Genomic DNA, 17,142 nt, shown 5'->3' on the forward strand with positions numbered 1-17,142 from the left:
ACTCAACCCCCCCACCGTGCAGTTTCACCGATTATTTCGGAGAATCATGACGTCTGTCGTGCGCGCCGTTGACATGATCATTGGAGTCACCCCTTTCGGAGAGCCCGACGCACGGCTCGCCGCGGCCGTCTGCCGCGCCGGTGGCCTCGGGGTACTCGACCTGGGCCTCGGCGACCGGAGAGCGAGAGACGCGCTCGCACGAATACGCCGCCTCGCCGCCCCCGACTCCGGTTTCCGGTACGGCGTACGCATCGGCCCCCACTGCCGACTCACGCCCGCCGACCTCACCGGCGCCGACGGCCCCGACACCGTGATCCTCGCCCCCGGCCTCCTGGACGCCCCCTGGACCGCCGCCCACCAGCGCGTCCTCGCCGAGGTCACCGACCTCGCGGAGGCCCTCGCGGCCGTCCGCGCCGGTGCGCACGGGCTGATCGCCCGGGGCAGCGACGGCGGCGGCCGGATCGGCGAACTGAGCACCTTCGTCCTCCTGCAACGGCTCCTCGCCGACCCGGCCGTCGACCTCCCGGTCTGGGCCCGCGGCGGCATCGGTCCCCGTACGGCGGCTGCCGCCGTCGCCGGTGGAGCGGCGGGCGTCGTGCTCGACAGCCAGCTGGCCCTGCTCGCCGAGTCGTCCCTGCCGGAGGCCACGGCAGCCGCGCTGCGCTCGATGGACGGCTCGGAGACCGTCGTCGTGGCCGGTCACCGCGTACTGCACCGACGCGGCCCCGACGCGATCCCCGCCCCGGCCGACGACCCGGCGGCCGTCGCGGCCCTGCTCGGCGCCCAGGACCCGCGCACCCAGCTCCTCCCGGTCGGCCAGGACGGCTTCCTCGCCGCCCGCTTCGCCGCCCGCTGGACCGACACCGCCCGCACGGTCCGCGGCCTCACCGACGCGATCCACGACGTCGTACGGGACGACGATCCCGTACGTGCCCTGCGCACCGGTTCCCCGATGAGCCGCGCCCTCGGCACCCAACTCCCCGTCGCCCAGGGGCCGATGACCCGCGTCAGCGACCAGGCGCGGTTCGCCGCCGCCGTCGCAGGGAGCGGCGCGCTGCCGTTCGTCGCGCTGGCCCTCGCCACCGGCGAGCAGACCCGGACCATGCTGACCGAGACCAGGGAGGCCGTCGGCGCCGACCTGCCCTGGGGTGTCGGCGTCCTCGGCTTCGCGCCCGAGGAGCTGCGCAACGCCCAGCTCGAAGCCGTACGGGAGCTGCGGCCCACGCACGCGATCATCGCGGGCGGCCGGCCCGCCCAGGCCGAGGCGCTGGAGCGGGCCGGGATCGCCACCTTCCTGCATGTGCCGTCGCCGGGGCTGCTGAAGCAGTTCCTGGAGGCCGGGGCCCGCCGGTTCGTGTTCGAGGGGTCCGAGTGCGGCGGGCATGTCGGCCCGCGTGGCAGCTTTCCGCTCTGGGAGGCCCAACTCGCCGTCATCGAGGACTGGTTGACGGGGGCCGGAGAGGGCGCCGCCGAACGGATCGAGGTGTTCTTCGCGGGCGGCGTCCATGACGAGCGGTCGGCCGCGATGGTCGCCGCGCTCGCCGCCCCGCTGACCGCGCGCGGTGCGGCCGTCGGCGTACTGATGGGCACCGCCTACCTGTTCACCGAGGAGGCCGTGGACTGCGGGGCGGTCCAGCCGCTCTTCCAGCGGCAGGTCGTGGACGCGACGAGTACCGCGCTCCTTGAGACGGCGCCCGGTCATGCCACCCGGTGCGTGCCCAGCCCGTTCAGTGACAACTACCGTGAGTTCGAATCGGAGTTGCGGGCGAGCGGGGTGCCCGAGCGGCAGATCTGGGAGCGGCTGGAACGGCTCAACGTCGGTCGGCTGCGGATCGCCAGCAAGGGCATCGAGCGGGGCGCCGACGGCGAGTTGGCGGCCGTGGACGAGCAACGGCAGTTCGCCGAGGGCATGTTCATGGCCGGGGAGGTAGTCGTACTGCGCTCGGCGATCACGACCGTCGACGCGCTGCACCACTCCGTGGCGGAGGGCGCCGCCGACTTCCTCACCGGCCGGGCGGCGGAGCTGCGGGAGCGGTTCGGGGTGCGCGCACCTGAGGAGGCCGAGGCCCCCGCGCCGCTCGATGTCGCCGTCGTCGGCATGGCCTGCATGTTTCCGGACGCCCCCGACCTCGCCTCCTTCTGGGCGAACGTCCTCGGCGGCCATGACGCGGTGGGCGAGGTACCGGCCGACCGCTGGGACCCCGCCGTGCACTACTCGGCGACGGACGGGGACGGCGGCGTCACGCCCTCCAAGTGGGGCGGCTTCCTGCCCCGCATCCCCTTCGACCCGCTGTCGTACGGCATTCCGCCCACCTCCCTCGGCAGCATCGAGCCCGTCCAGCTGCTGGCCCTCGAAGCCGCCCGGCGGGCCCTGGCGCACGCCGGATACGGCGAGCGGGGGCGGGAGTTCGACCGCTCGCGCACCTCGGTCGTCTTCGGCGCGGAGGCGGGCAGCGACCTGTCCAACGCGGGCACGCTGCGGGCCGTCCTGCCGTCGTACTACGGCAAGGTGCCGGAGGGTCTCGCCGACCAACTGCCCAAGCTGACCGAGGACTCCTTCCCGGGCATGCTCTCCAACGTCATCTCCGGGCGGATCGCCAACCGGCTCGACCTCGGCGGCGCCAACTTCACGGTCGACGCCGCGTGCGCCTCGTCCCTGGCGGCCGTGGACGTGGCCTGCAAGGAGCTGGTGGGCGGGACGAGTGACGTCGTGCTGTGCGGCGGCGCCGATCTGCACAACGGCATCAACGACTACGTGCTCTTCTCCTCCGTGCACGCCCTGTCCCCGACCGGGCGTTCCCGCGCCTTCGACAGCTCGGCGGACGGGATCGCGCTGGGGGAGGGCGTCGCGTGTGTCGTGCTCAAGCGGCTGGCCGACGCCGAGCGCGACGGTGACCGGATCTACGGCGTCATCAAGGGAGTCGGCAGCTCCAGCGACGGTCGTTCGCTCGGGCTGACGGCTCCCCGGCCCGAGGGGCAGCGGGCCGCGCTGCAACGGGCTTACCGCAACGCCGGTGTCTCGCCCGCCGAGGTCGGGCTCGTCGAGGCGCACGGCACCGGGACCGTGGTCGGCGACCGCACCGAACTCACCATCCTGAGCGAGGTGTTCAGCGAGGCCGGGGCCAAGTCGGGTGCGGTGGCGCTCGGTTCGGTCAAGTCGCAGATCGGGCACACCAAGTGCGCCGCCGGACTCGCCGGGCTCATCAAGACCGTCCTCGCCCTGCACACCGGCGTCAAGCCGCCCACCCTGCACGTCAGCAGGCCCAACTCCGCCTGGGAGGCCGACAGCAGCCCGTTCAAGTTCCACGACCGGGCACGGCCCTGGGCGGCTCCGGCGGGCGAACGCGTCGCGGGGCTCAGCGCGTTCGGCTTCGGCGGCACCAACTTCCATGTGGTCCTTGAGGCGTACGCGGACTCCGCGCCGCCCGTGCACGGCCTGGACGCCTGGCCGGCCGAGCTGTTCACCTTCCGGGCGGCCGATCCGGCGGGGGCGCGACGCGCCATCGAGGACGTGCTGAAGGCGGCGGAGGACGAGCAGTCCGCGTGGCGGCTGCGCGACCTCGCACTCGCCGCCTCCCGCCGCTCCGACGCCCGGCACGAGCCCGTACAGGTCGCGGTCGTGGCGACCGATGTGGCAGGGCTGGCCGTGCAGTTGCGGCGAGCAGTGGCGGGGGAGCACGACCCGCGCGCGGGCATCCATCTCGCCGCCCAGGACTCGCAGGGGGCTTCCGGCCAGGAGACCTCCGAACGGGACCCCTCGGGCCAGGTCGCCTTCCTCTTCCCGGGGCAGGGCAGTCAGCGGACCGGGATGCTCGCCGACGTGTTCGTCGCGCTGCCCGAACTCCAGTACTACCTGGAACTCGGCCGCGACCACGCCGACGCCCTCTACCCGCCCGCCGCCTTCGACGACTCCGCCCGCGACCGCCAGCACACCGCCCTCACCGACACCCGGGTCGCCCAACCCGCCCTGGGCATCGCCGGTCTCGCCGCGCACGCCCTGCTCACCACGGCGGGCGTCCGCCCCGACATGGCAGCCGGACACAGCTACGGCGAACTCGTCGCCCTCAGCGCCGCCGGGGCCATCGACCCCGAGGCCCTCCTCGCGCTGAGTGCCGAGCGCGCGACCGCGATCCTCTCGGCCGCCGACGAGGCCAACGGCGCCGACCCCGGCACCATGGCGGCGGTGTCGGCCGGTGCGGAGGAGGTCGCGGCGGCCCTGCGCACTGCCGACGCGCCCGCCTCCGTCGTCGTCGCCAACCACAACTCGCCGAAGCAGACGGTCATTTCGGGCCCGACGGAAGCGGTCGAGGAGTCCGTACGGCTGCTGCGCGCCGCCGGGCTCGGCGCGAAGCGTATCCCCGTCGCCTGCGCCTTCCACAGCCCGCTGGTCGCCGGGGCGGGAGAGCGGTTCGCGTCGGCTCTGGCCCAACAGCCGGTCCGCGCGCCGGAGTTCGCGGTGTGGTCGAACCGTACGGCAGCCCCGTACGGCACTGACGCCGACGCGGTACGTGCCGAACTCGCCGCCCAGATCGGCGCACCGGTCGGCTTCGTCGCGCAGATCGAGGCCATGTACGAGGCGGGCGCCCGGATCTTCGTCGAGGCCGGGCCCGGTTCCGTACTGACCCGGCTGGTCGGCCAGATCCTCGGCGACCGCCCGCACCGCACGGTCGCCTGCGAACCGCGGCCCGACAGCGGACTGCGCGGCTGGTTGGACGCGCTGGCCCAACTGGCCGTGGCGGGACTGCCGGTGCGTACCGGCTGGCTCTTCCACGGGCGTGACGCCGTCGACGCGACCCGGACCAAGGCGCCCAAGCGGCCCGGCTGGACGGTCGACGGCCACCTGGTCCGCACCGCCGCCGGAGACCTCCTCCCCGGTGCCCTCGCACCGGCCCGACGCGTACTGGAGACGACGACAGTGACCGCGAACCACCAGGACGGCGCCCAGGGGACCGGCGGCAGGGACGCGCTGATCTCCGAGTTCCTGCGCACCAGCCGGGAGATGGTCGCCGCCCAACGGGACGTACTCCTCACGTACTTCGGCGCGACGGCACCGGGCCAGTGGGTACCGGCACCGGGGCTGCCGCAGGTCGCCGCGGTCCAGTCCGTCCAGTCCGTTCAGGCCGAGCAGCTGGTGCCGGTACCCACGTATCCGCCCGCGCTCTACGCGGTGCCCAGCCCCGCTCCCGTCGTGGAGCCGACTGATGTGCTCGGGGTGGTGCTGGAGATCATCAGTGAGCGCACCGGCTACCCGGTGGACATGATCGAGCCGGATCTGGACCTGGAGGCGGACCTCAGTATCGACTCGATCAAGCGGGCCGAGATCGCAGGTGAGTTGGCGCAGCGGCTCGGGATCGGGGGCGCGGGTGACATCGCGGTGCTCGGCGACGCGGAGCTGGAGGAGCTGGCCAAGGCCCGTACTGCGGCTGCGGTGACCGGATGGCTGGTGGCGCGGGTGTCCACGACTGCCGGGTCCACGCCGGTACTTGCCGCTGCTCCCGCCACTGCCGGGTTCTCGGAGGCGGAGGTGCTGGGGGTGGTGCTGGAGATCATCAGTGAGCGCACCGGTTACCCCGTGGACATGATCGAGCCGGATCTCGATCTGGAGGCGGACCTCAGCATCGACTCGATCAAACGGGCTGAGATCGCCGGTGAGTTGGCGCAGCGGTTGGGCGTCGGCGGCGGAGACGTCGCCGTGCTCGACGACGCGGAGTTGGAGGAGCTGGCCAAGGCCCGTACGGCGGCTGCGGTGACCGGATGGCTGGTGGCGCGGCTCGCCGGACCGGCCACCGAGGCCCAGGAACCGCCGACCGCGCCGGGGACGCTCCAGCCGGAGGCCACCGGTGAGGCGCCGAAGCGGTTCCAGTTGCGGCCGGTGCTGCTCGAACAGCAGGACGGCGACGCCTCCGCCGTACAGGATGTCCGGGCTCTGCTGGCCGGAAAGCGGTTCGTGCTCCTCGGTGACGACGACGAGGGCACGGTGGCCCGTGAGGTCGAGGCGCGGCTCGTCGGGCATGGCGCCGAGGCGGTGGTCCTCGGGCCCGAGCAACTGCTGACCGGGGCGGACGGGCCGGTCGACGGGGTCCTGTTCCTCGACCCGCTGGCCGCGAACCGCCCGCCGGTGCTGCCCGACGCGTTCCCCGTGTTCAAGGCGGCGCTGGGGCTCGACCCGCGCTGGCTGTTCGCCGTCCGGGCGGCTGGCGAAAGCGCCCCGGACGGGGCCGAGTCGAGGTCGGCCGGGCTGCACGGTCTGTTCCGTACGGTCGCCCGGGAGTACCCGGAGACGGACGCGCGGATCATCGACCTGGGGGTCGGTGAGACGGGTGCCGCTGCCGTCGCCGATGCGCTGGTGGCCGAGCTGCTCGCCTCCGACCGGACCCCGGTCGTCCTGCGAACCGCCGCCGGGCGCCAGGGACTTGAGCTGGTCGAGAGCCCGCTCGGCGCACTCGGTACCACCGGCGCCGGACCCGCCGGGGACGGTGCCGCCGAGGCCGCCGCCGTCGGACTCGACCGCGACAGCGTGGTGTTGCTGGTCGGCGGGGCGCGGGGAATCACCGCCAAGTTCGCCGCCGCGCTGGCCGCCGCCTCCCGCTGCCGGATCGAACTCCTCGGCCGGACCCCCGCACCGGAGGGCCCGGAGGACGCGGCCACGGCAGCCGCCGGTACCCGGGCCGAACTGCGCGCGGTCCTCGCCGCCCGGGGCGGACTGAAGCCCGCCGAGATCAACCGCGAGGCCGAACTCCTGCTCGCCCAGCGGGAGATCACCGCCACCCTCGACGAACTCCGGGCCCTCGGCAGCCCCGCCCGCTACCACTCCGTCGACTTCAGGGAACAGGACGCGGCGCTCCAGGCCGTCAAGGAGATCCACGCCGAGTACGGCCGCCTCGACGGGGTCGTCTACGCGGCCGGGGTCATCGAGGACCGGCTCATCGCCGAGAAGACCACCGAGTCCTTCCAGCGCGTGTACGGCACGAAGACGAACGGCGCCGAAACCCTGCTCACGGCGCTGGAGCAGCTCCCCAACACCCCCACCTTCGCCGTCCTGTTCGGCAGCATCTCCGCCGTCCTCGGCAACCGGGGCCAGGTCGACTACGCCGCCGCCAACGACGCGTTGGAGAGCCTCGGTGCCGCCTGGGCCGCCCGGACCGGACAGCGGGCCCTGACCGTGCACTGGGGGCCGTGGGCGCCGACCGGCGGCCACACCGGGATGGTCACCCCCGAACTCGGGCGCGAGTACGCCCGGCGCGGGGTCAGGCTCATCGACCCGGAGGAGGGCACGGCCGCGCTGCTCCGGGAACTGGCCTGGGGCGAGGAGTCGGCGGGCGCCGTCGTCTACACCTCGTCGGGCTGGTAACGGACATGACGGATCGTCACTCGGAGGGGGCGGGCGGCACGTCCACCCCCGTCGCCATCGTCGGCATGTCGGTGCTGCTGCCCGGCGCCGCCGACCTGGACGCCTACTGGCGGAACCTGCTCGCCGGTACGGACGCCATCACCGAGGTTCCGGAGGGGCGTTGGGACGCGGACGCCTACTACCGACCGGACTCCGCCGGTGACCGGGCCGTCGCCGACCAGGTGTACTGCCGGCGCGGCGGGTTCGTGGACGAGCTGGCGGAGGTGGAGGTCACCCGGTTCGGGATCATGCCGAACTCCGTCCCCGGCACCGAACCCGACCAGCTCATCGCCCTCAACGTGGCCGCCGCCGCCCTGGCCGACACGCAGCAAGGAGGCGAGGGAGGCGAGGGCGGCGGGGACCTGACCGGCTGGCTGCCCGACCGCCACCGGATCGGCGTGATCCTCGGCCGGGGCGGCTACCTCACCCCCGGACTCGTCCGCCTCGACCAGCGGGTCCGCACGGCGAGCCAACTCGTCCGCACCCTGGGCGAGTTGCTGCCCGACCTGGACCCCGCCCAACTCGACCGCGTCCGCACGGCGTTCACCGACAGCCTCGGCCCCGACAGCCCCGAGTCGGCGATCGGCCTCGTCCCCAACCTGGCCGCCTCCCGGGTCGCCAACCGGCTCGACCTGCGCGGACCGGCGTACACGGTGGACGCGGCCTGCGCGTCATCGCTGGTGGCGGTGGACCAGGCGGTCAGCGAACTGGCGTCCGGCCGCTGCGACCTGATGCTGGCCGGCGGGGTCCACCACTGCCACGACATCACCCTCTGGAGCGTCTTCTCCCAACTCCGCGCCCTCTCGCCCAGCCAGCGCATCCGCCCCTTCCACCGGGGCGCCGACGGCATCCTGATCGGTGAGGGCACCGGCGTGGTCGTCCTCAAGCGCCTCGCGGACGCCGAGCGCGACGGCGACAGGATCTACGCCGTCATCCGGGGCACCGGCGTGGCCAGCGACGGCCGCGCCGCCGGGCTCGTCAACCCCGACCCCGGCGGCCAGACCCACGCCGTACGCCAGGCCTGGCGAGCCGCCGGACTCGACCCGGCCCAGCCCGGTTCCCTGGGGCTCCTCGAAGCCCACGGCACGGCGACCCCCGCAGGTGACGCGGCCGAACTGGCCACGCTGGCGGAGGTGTTCGGGGGAGCCGAGGCCGATGGCAGCGGTACGGCTGGTACGGCGGTGATCGGCTCCGTGAAGTCGATGATCGGGCACACCATGCCCGCCGCCGGGGTCGCGGGCCTGGTCAAGGCGGCCCTTGCCGTCCACCACGGCATGCTCCTGCCCACCCTGCACTGCGACGACCCGAACCCGGCCCTGGCGGCCACCCGTTTCCGCCCGCTGGACAAGGCGGCGCCCTGGGAGACGACGGCCGAGCAGCCGGTGCGCAGGGCGGCGGTGAACGCGTTCGGGTTCGGCGGGATCAACGCGCATGTGGTGCTGGAGGAGGCGCCGGGAGCGCGGGCGAGAAGGGCGGCACCCCCGGTCGTACCGACGGTGACAGTGACGGCGACCGTGACCGAGCCCGAGCGGGTCCTGCTGCTGGCCGCCGACACCCCAGAGGGCCTCGCCGCCCTCCTCGACGCGGACGACCCGACCGTACTGGCCGCCGGTCTGGACGCCACCCGTACGCATCCGGGGGCCGGTCCCACCCGCCTGGGCATAGTCGACCCGACCGCGAAGCGGCTCACGCTGGCGCGCAGGGCGGTAGCCAAGGGGCGGGCGTGGCAGGGCCGTAGCGATGTCTGGTTCCGCACGGGACCGCTACAGGCGCACACGGACGGGGAGTTGGGAGGCCTGGCCTTCGTCTTCCCCGGCCTGGAGGGCGACTTCGACCCCCGCGTCGACGACATAGCCGCCCACTTCGGCCTGGCCGGGGTACTGCCCGCCGGTGAACGGGCCGAGGTCGGGGACGTGGGCCGGCACGGGTTCGGCGTGGTCGGCGTCGGGCTGCTGCTCGACCGGGCGCTGCGCCGCATGGGCGTCGTCCCGGACGCGGTGGCCGGGCACAGCGTCGGCGAGTGGACGGCGATGGCCGCCGCAGGCCTCTACGACGCCGACGAGGTCGGCGCCTTCATGGCGACCTTCGACCCCGACTCGGTGACCGTGCCGGGGCTGGCCTTCGGGGCGATCGGCGCACCCGCCGAACGGGTCCTCACAGCCCTGGCGGAGGAGGGCTGGGCGGACGCCGGCATCGTGCTCTCGCACGACAACGCGCCCAACCAGTCGATGGTGTGCGGCCCGGAGGCGGCGGTCGACGAGTTCGTCCGAGCGTTCCGTGCACGAGGTGTGCTGAGCCAGGTGCTCCCCTTCCAATCGGGCTTCCACACCCCGATGTTGGCGCCCTACCTGGCCCCCATCGAGCAGGCCGCGAGCGGCTTCCGGCTGCGCCCGCTGACGGTTCCGGTCTGGTCGGGGACGACGGCGGCACCTTTCCCGGCGGGCGAGTCGGCGGTGCGTGAGCTGTTCGTACGGCATCTGCTGGAACCGGTGCGCTTTCGCCAACTGGTCGAGGCGATGTACGCGGCCGGACACCGGACCTTCATCCAGGTCGGCACCGGCCAGCTCGGCTCCCTGATCGGCGACACCCTCTCGGGGCGCGACCACCTGGTCGTCCCCGCCAACTCCCCGCACCGCGACGGCCTGGCGCAACTCCGGCGAGTGGCAACGGCGTTGTGGGTGACGGGCCGGGCGACGACACCGGCGCTGCCGTCGCCCGCCACCCACGCCGCCGGTCCCCCCGACCGCTCCACGGAACCGGCCGAGCCCGGCAGCCCCGTGCGGGGGGACCGGCCGGCGGCTCGTCCGCCGGTCCGCCTGGACCTGGACGGAGCCCTCGTCTCGCTCGACGAGGAGACGCTCACGCGACTGCGTGCGGAGCTGAGACATCCGGCCCGTCTGGGGGAGCCTGCCGACGAGGCCGTTCAGGCGAGTGCCTTGTCCCACCGACCCGTTGCGCTGTCCAGCCCACGCCCGGCACATCTAGCCCGTCCGGCGTTTGAGGACGAGGCCGTTCAGGCCGATCTCCCCGCCCATCCATCCCCGCTTCACCCACCCACCCCGGGCCCCCACCCCCCAGCCCGTCCGGCGTCTGAGGACGAGCGCGTTCAGCGCGACAGGCGGGGGTCTGGGGGCGCCAGCCCCCAGGGATGGGAACGGGTAGGGGCGGCGGGGGCGAGAAAAGCCGCCCAGGCCCCGGACAACTCCGCACTGACCACCTCCCTGGACGCACTCGCCACCCGCTTCCCCGCCGCCGCCGAACTCCGCGCCCTGCTAAGAGAGACCGCAGACACCGCAGCCGAACTGATCAGCGCGGGCCACCGCAGTCCGGTCCCCGCCGGACGCCGGCTCCCCCCACCCGCGCCCACGCCTCCCCCCACCGACGCGCCCCCACCCCCCACCCACACCACAGTCCACGTATCCCCGGACACCATGCCGTACCTCCTGGACCACTGCTTCTTCCCCCAGCGCCCCAACTGGCCGGACGTGGCCGACCGTTGGCCCGTGGTCCCGGCGACGACGATCGTGCAGCACATCATGGACGCCGCAGAGACGGCGGAACCCGGCCGGCACTCAGCCGCGGCCGTAGCCGTAGCGGTCGCCGTTCACAACGCCCGCTTCGACCAGTGGCTGACCGCCACCCCGCCCCTCGACGTGGCCGTGACAGTCACCCCCGTCCCCGGCACCCCCACCCACCGAGCCGTCACCTTCGGCCCCCGAGCCCGAGCCACGATCGAACTCGCGCCGACCTACCCGGAGTTGGAGTCCCACCCCACCCCCTGGCCCATCACCCCCACCACCGAACGCACCCCCGACCACACCGCGGCCCAGCTCTACGCCGAACGCTGGATGTTCCACGGCCCGGCGTTCCAGGGGGTCACCGAACTCACCGCCATGGGCGAGGCACACGTACGCGGAATCATCACGACCCCGCCCGCACCAGGCTCGCTGCTCGACAACGTCGGGCAGATCCTCGGGTACTGGATCATGGCGACCCGCACCGAGCGGACGGTCGTGTTCCCGGTCGGCATGCGGGAGATGAGGTTCTACGGGCCGCACCCCGCACCCGGCACCGACGTCCACTGCTTCGTACGGATCACCTCGCTCACCGACACCGTCCTCGAAGCCGACGTACAACTCACCGTCGGCGGCCGGGTCTGGGCCGTGCTGAGCGGCTGGCAGGACCGGCGCTTCGACAACGACCCCCAGACCAGGCCCGTCGAACGCTTCCCCGAGCGCAACACCCTCTCCCAGGCCCGCCCGGGCGGCTGGGTACTGCTCCACGAACGCTGGCCCGACCTCGCCTCCCGCGACCTCATCATGCGCAACTCCCTTGGCGGGGAGGAGCGTTCGCTGTACGAGCGGCACGCGCCGCGCGGGCGCCGCCAGTGGCTGCTCGGCCGGATCGCGGCCAAGGACGCCGTGCGGCGGTGGCTCTGGGAGCACGAAGGCGAGGGAGACGTGTTCCCGGCGGAGATCCGGGTGCACAACGACCCGAACGGGCGGCCGTACGTCACCGGCGTGCACGGCCGGACCCTGCCCCCGCTGGACATCTCCCTCGCTCATCGCGGAGAGGCGGGCGTGGCGATCGTGGGACCGCGCCGGACCGATCCCGAATCATCCCCTGCAACCGGACCCGGCATCGACATCGAGGAGGTAGTGGACCGAGACGCCTCCACCCTCACCACCGCCCTCTCCCCGGCCGAACTCGCCCTCCTCCAGGCCCAGTCCGCCGCAACCGGCGAGTCCGAGGCGCTCTGGTTCACCCGTTTCTGGGCCGCCAAGGAAGCCGTCGCGAAGGCGGAGGGCACCGGATTCGGGGGCAGGCCACGGGACTTCGCCGTACGGGAGGTACCGGCCGCCGACCGGCTGCTGGTCTCCGGGCGGCTCGCCCCCGCCTACACCGTGCACCACGAGCGGACCGGCAATCCCCCTGGGCTGCCGGACAGGGAGTACGTCGTGGCCTGGACGACCGGATCAGCCACAGCGGAGCAGGAACAGCAACAGGAACCGTACGAGGAAAGGGAGTTGCAGCGATGAGCCTCAACGGGCAGAGGATCGGAACCGTTGACGAGGAGGCGGTGCTCGCCGACATCGCGGGCATGCTCGCGACCCTCCTCGACGAGTACGGCCTCGACGACGTCGAGATCGGTATGGACACCACCTTCAACCGCGATCTGGAGCTGGAGAGCATCGACCTGGTGACCCTCGCCGGGCTGCTGGAGGAGAAGTACGGCAACCGGGTCAACTTCGCCGAGTTCCTGGCCGGGATGGAGTTCGACGAGATCATCGAACTCACCGTCGGACGGCTCGTCGAGCACGTCGTCGCCAGTCTCAAAGCGGCGGAGGCGGGCTGACCATGGCGATCGTCGACATCGGGGCCGGCCTGCGACTGCACACCCAGCGCATCGGCCCGCGCGGCGACCGCCCGGTCACCGCCACCGCCGTACTCGTGCACGGCCTGCTCACCGACAGCCTGGCCAGCTACTACTTCACCGTGGCACCGGCGTTCGCCGCCTCCGGCATCGACGTCGTGATGTACGACCTGCGCGGCCACGGCCGGTCCACCCGCCCCGCCACCGGCTACACCCTCGACGACAACATCGACGACCTCGAAGCCCTCCTCGACCGGCTTGAGGTGACAGGACCGGTCCATCTCGTCGGCAACTCCTACGGCGGCACAGTCGCGTTCGGCTACGCGGCCCGCCACCCCGAGCGCGCCGCCAGCGTCTCCCTCATCGAGTCGGAACCGGCAACTGCCGCCTGGGCGGGCAAACTCGACGGCATCCTCGGCCGCGTAATGCACGAACTCGCCCACAACGAGGCCGACGCCATCGCCTGGATCACCGCCAACCGCAGCCAGAACACCGCCCGGTTGGCCAAGGGGGCGGCCCGGCTGGCCCGCGAGACCACCCTCGCCCAGGACATCCCGGCCAGCCGGGTCCTGACCGAGGAGGAGATAAGTTCCGTACGCTGCCCGGTACTCGGCCTCTACGGGGGCGACTCCGACCTCGCCGAGCACGCGCCCTGGCTGGAGGCCGTGCTGCCCGACTGCCGGACCGTCGTCGTGCCGGGGCATGAACACTCCGTGCTCGTCGAGGCGTCGGGGACGGTCGGCGGGCACATCCTGTCGCTCATCCACGGCGCCACCGCCGCTCCGGTCGCGCTGGCGGGGGCGGACGCGCGGTGAGCCCTTCCAGCGCCAGTTCCACCCCCACCCCCGTCTCCACCTCCACCTTCAGATTCCTGTTCGTCGTACCGCCGCTCGTCGGGCACATCAACCCGGCCGTCGGTGTCGCCGCCGAACTCGCCGCGCGTGGGCACGAGTCGGCCTGGGCGTGCGCCGATCCGGAACTGGTGCGCAGGCTCGCCGGAGCGGACGCCGCCGTCTTCCCGTGCGCCGGGCCCGTCCCCGGCTCGGGGGAGGGCGTACGGCCGCCGGAGCTGCGCGGACCCGAGGCGCTGAAGTTCCTCTGGGAGAGGTTCCTCGCCCCGCTCGCCGAGGAGATGGCCCCCGGAGTCGCCGCCGCCGTACGGGAGTTCGCGCCGGACGTCGTCGTCGCCGACCAACAGGCCCTCGCCGGTGGCCTGGTAGCCGAGCGGCTCGGTCTGCCCTGGGCCACCTCGGCCACCACCTCCGCCGAGTTCACCGACGTACTGTCCGGCATGCCCAAGGTCGAGGAGTGGCTGGACGAGCTGCTGGCCGGGCTCCGGGACCGGATCGGCAGCACCGGGACCGCCGATCCCCGGTTCTCCCCGCACCTCGTACTGGCCTTCAGCACACCGGAGTTCGTCGGTCCGGAGGCCCGGACGGGTGAGCAGATCCGCTACGTCGGCCCGTCCGTCGCCGACCGGCCCGCCCCGGACGGCTTCCTCTGGGACTGGCTCGACCCGGCCCGTCCTACGGTCCTTGTCACGCTCGGGACCGCCAACACCGACGTAGGAGCACGCTTCCTGAGCGAGTGTCAGGCTGCCGCGCGTGAGCTGGCGGACCGGATGCAGACGGTGATCGTCGACCCGGCGAGCGTACTCGGCGGCACCCCGGGCGGGGAGGACGACAAAGGTGTGCTGATCGTTCCCTCCGTCCCCCAACTCCCGCTCCTCGAACGGGTCGACGCGGTCGTCTGCCACGCCGGGCACAACACCGTGTGCGAGGCGCTCTGGCACGGGGTGCCGCTCGTCGTCGCGCCCATCCGGGACGACCAGCCCGTGGTCGCCGGTCAGGTCGTGGCGGCCGGGGCGGGCATCCGGGTGCGGTTCGGGCGGGTCACCGCGCCGAAACTGGGCGCCGCGATCGACGCCGTACTGCACGAGCCGGGTTACCGCTTCGCGGCGGGCCGGATCCGTACCGCGTTCCGGGCCGCCGGGGGTGCCTCCGCGGCGGCCACCCATCTTGAGCAACTCGCCATCGGCGCGCCCGCCAAGGAGACGGTATGAGTGACGACGAGCACGGGACCAACGCACCGACGGCACCGGAAGCCCAGGCCACCCCGACCCGCACCGAGCAGGTGGCCGCCCTCCGCCCCACCTACCAGGGTGACCTGGCCTTCGGACTCGACCGCTTCTTCGAAGCCCCGCGCACCACTTGCCCCTGGTGCGGCTCGGCCCGTCTGGAGACGCGAGTCCGGACCACCGACCTGCTCCAGCACAAGCCCGGAGAGTTCACGCTCGACCGCTGCCAGGACTGCCGGCACACCTTCCAGAACCCCCGACTCAGCGCCGCCGGGCTGGAGTTCTACTACCGCGACTTCTACGACGGACTCGGCGAGAAGCAGCTCGGCAACACCTTCGCGGGCCGTACGAAGATGTACGAGCAGCGGGCCCGGGCTCTGCTCGCCTTCGACGACGCGCCGAAGACCTGGCTCGACGTCGGCACCGGCCACGGTCACTTCTGCGAGGCCGCCCGGAACGTCCACACCGGCACGACCTTCGACGGGCTGGACTTCACCGACGGCGCCGAACTCGCCGAGCGGGCGGGCCGGGTCGAGCGCGGCTACCGGGGGAGCTTCACCGAGCTGGCCCCCGAACTGGCCGCCCGCTACGACGTCGTGAGCATGTTCCACTACCTGGAGCACAGCACCGAGCCCCCGCGCGAACTGGAGGCCGCCCGGCAGGCGATCCGGCCCGGCGGTCACCTGGTGATCGAGGTCCCGGACCCCGACAGCCGGTACGCCCGCCTCCTCGGCCGCTGGTGGCTGCCCTGGCTTCAGCCCCAGCACCTGCACTTCGTGCCGGTCGACAACCTTCGGCAGCGGCTCACCGACCTCGGCTTCACGGTCGTCCTGGAGCAGCACGCCGAGCCGCACGACCCCGTCGACCTGCTGGCCGCGATCTGGCTGGCCCTCGACAACGCGGCCCCGCGCGACAACCTCCCGTGGCTGCCGACCCCGCCGAACGCCTGGCGCCGCACCCTGCGCGGAGCCCTGCTGCTGGCCGGCGTACCCGCCCTGATCCTGGGCACCCTGCTGGACCGTTTCGCCGTACGGCCGATCTCGCACCGCCTGGGCGTCTCCAACGCGTACCGCCTGGTGGCCCGCCGCGACTGACCAGGATGAGGACGAGGACGGCGGGCGACGGCGGACGTCACATCACAACACCTTGTTGCGCACCAGCAGCGACAGCACCAGCGCCCCCGGCAGCAGCGGCAGCCACACCGTCAGGACGCGGAAGCCGACGACCGTCGCCGCCGCCAGTGACAGCGGGGCGCCCAGTGCGGCCAGGGCGAAGACCAGGGCCGCGTCCACCGGTCCGATGCCCGCCGGAGCCGGTACCGCGCCGACCGCCGCGCTCGCCGCCAGGTAGGCGAACAGCACGTCCGGCCAGGGCACGGGCAGGCCCAGTGAGGCGCCGACGCAGGCCAGTACCGCCGCCTGGCACAGGGAGAAGCCCGCCGACCCGCCCCACAGGGCGGCCACCCGGACGGGCCTCTTGTGCAGGCGCCGCGCGTCGGTCAGGGCGGTGCGCAGACCGTCGAGCAGGGGGCGCCGCAGCGGACGTACGAGGGAGAGGATCAGGGTCACCGCCACCGCCGTGGCCGTCACGCCCACCGCGATGGGGATCAGGGTGCCCTTGCCCGGGAGCAGGTCCGTCGCGCCCAGGGACGTCGGGAAGGTGGCCAGCAGGGCGAGGATCACCAGGAGCTTCGCCACCGGTTTGACCAGGGAGTACAGGGCCAGGGAGGCCGTGGCGCGGGCCAGTGGGATGCCTCGGCCGGTCAGGAAGCGCAGGGTGACCGCGTGGGCGCCGAGACCGGCCGGGAGGACGTTGTTCGCGGCGCCCGCCGCGAACTGCGAGGCCAGCAGCAGCCCGGGCGGCAGCCGCTCCGGGATCGCGCCCTGGCGGGCGAAGGCGGCGGACACCCAGCACAGCAGCGTGAACGCACCCCCGATCGCCAGCCAGCCGGGGTCGGCGGTGGTGAGCTGCCGGGCGCCGTCGTGCAGCACCCGCCAGTTGTCCGCCGCCCACACCCCGATGAGCAGGAGCGGCAGCACACAGAGCACCCGGCGGGCGTGCCGGGCGCCGGGAAACCGGCGGGAGCGGGCGGCCGGAAGGGAAAGAGGACAGTCCGGGATGCCCTGGGGATGGGGCTGGACCGTCGGAGCGGGCGGGGCTATGGGGACTATCGGCAATGAGGACACAGCGCGCGTCGTCCTTCCGCGTGGCGCCCACGCGGAACGGGGCGAACGGGGGGAGATGAAGAGCGAAGCAAGCGGGACGGCAGGAGCGTTCCCAGTCCGCGTGACGGGATGGTGT

7 protein-coding genes are annotated in these 17,142 nt (G+C 73.3%); 6 read left to right on the top strand and 1 reads right to left on the bottom strand.

Annotated elements, in window-relative coordinates; translation table 11 throughout:
• Positions 1–46: 46 nt before the first annotated feature.
• The 6 genes from CW359_RS16325 to CW359_RS16350 are packed head-to-tail and all read left to right on the top strand — an operon-like array spanning position 47 to position 15,935.
• A complete protein-coding gene (locus CW359_RS16325) occupies positions 47–7,351 on the top strand; it encodes a type I polyketide synthase (RefSeq protein ID WP_105970668.1) in 7,305 nt (2,434 codons plus the stop codon).
• A 5-nt stretch (positions 7,352–7,356) separates the two neighbouring features.
• The gene (locus CW359_RS16330) at positions 7,357–12,429 is read left to right on the top strand and encodes a type I polyketide synthase (RefSeq protein WP_105970669.1); all 5,073 of its coding nucleotides are present in this window, start codon (positions 7,357–7,359) and stop codon (positions 12,427–12,429) included.
• Complete coding sequence (locus CW359_RS16335; protein ID WP_105970670.1) at positions 12,426–12,746, top strand: acyl carrier protein; 321 nt, start codon at positions 12,426–12,428, stop codon at positions 12,744–12,746. The genes CW359_RS16330 and CW359_RS16335 overlap by 4 nt, the downstream gene beginning before the upstream one ends.
• A 2-nt stretch (positions 12,747–12,748) precedes the next feature.
• Positions 12,749–13,579, top strand: coding sequence for an alpha/beta fold hydrolase (locus CW359_RS16340; RefSeq protein ID WP_105970671.1), 831 nt, complete (start codon positions 12,749–12,751; stop codon positions 13,577–13,579).
• On the top strand, positions 13,576–14,826 hold the full coding sequence (locus tag CW359_RS16345; RefSeq protein ID WP_105970672.1) for a glycosyltransferase: 1,251 nt from the start codon (positions 13,576–13,578) through the stop codon (positions 14,824–14,826). The genes CW359_RS16340 and CW359_RS16345 overlap by 4 nt, the downstream gene beginning before the upstream one ends.
• On the top strand, positions 14,823–15,935 hold the full coding sequence (locus CW359_RS16350) for a class I SAM-dependent methyltransferase (RefSeq protein WP_198655240.1): 1,113 nt from the start codon (positions 14,823–14,825) through the stop codon (positions 15,933–15,935). The genes CW359_RS16345 and CW359_RS16350 overlap by 4 nt, the downstream gene beginning before the upstream one ends.
• Positions 15,936–15,977: 42 nt before the next feature.
• Here CW359_RS16350 and CW359_RS16355 read toward each other — a convergent pair whose 3' ends face one another.
• Positions 15,978–17,027, bottom strand: a complete 1,050-nt coding sequence (locus tag CW359_RS16355) for a lysylphosphatidylglycerol synthase transmembrane domain-containing protein (RefSeq protein WP_105970673.1) — start codon at positions 17,025–17,027, stop codon at positions 15,978–15,980.
• Between the last annotated feature and the right edge of the window lie 115 nt (positions 17,028–17,142).

Source organism: Streptomyces geranii, assembly GCF_002954775.1.
Lineage (GTDB): Bacteria > Actinomycetota > Actinomycetes > Streptomycetales > Streptomycetaceae > Streptomyces > Streptomyces geranii.

What these genes read in the sequence shown, in the direction of transcription:
- CW359_RS16335 (WP_105970670.1), top strand. Translation starts at nt 12,426, where the DNA reads ATGAGCCTCAACGGGCAGAGGATCGGAACCGTTGACGAGGAGGCGGTG.
- CW359_RS16325 (WP_105970668.1), top strand. Translation starts at nt 47, where the DNA reads ATGACGTCTGTCGTGCGCGCCGTTGACATGATCATTGGAGTCACCCCT.
- CW359_RS16330 (WP_105970669.1), top strand. Translation starts at nt 7,357, where the DNA reads ATGACGGATCGTCACTCGGAGGGGGCGGGCGGCACGTCCACCCCCGTC.
- CW359_RS16340 (WP_105970671.1), top strand. Translation starts at nt 12,749, where the DNA reads ATGGCGATCGTCGACATCGGGGCCGGCCTGCGACTGCACACCCAGCGC.
- CW359_RS16350 (WP_198655240.1), top strand. Translation starts at nt 14,823, where the DNA reads ATGAGTGACGACGAGCACGGGACCAACGCACCGACGGCACCGGAAGCC.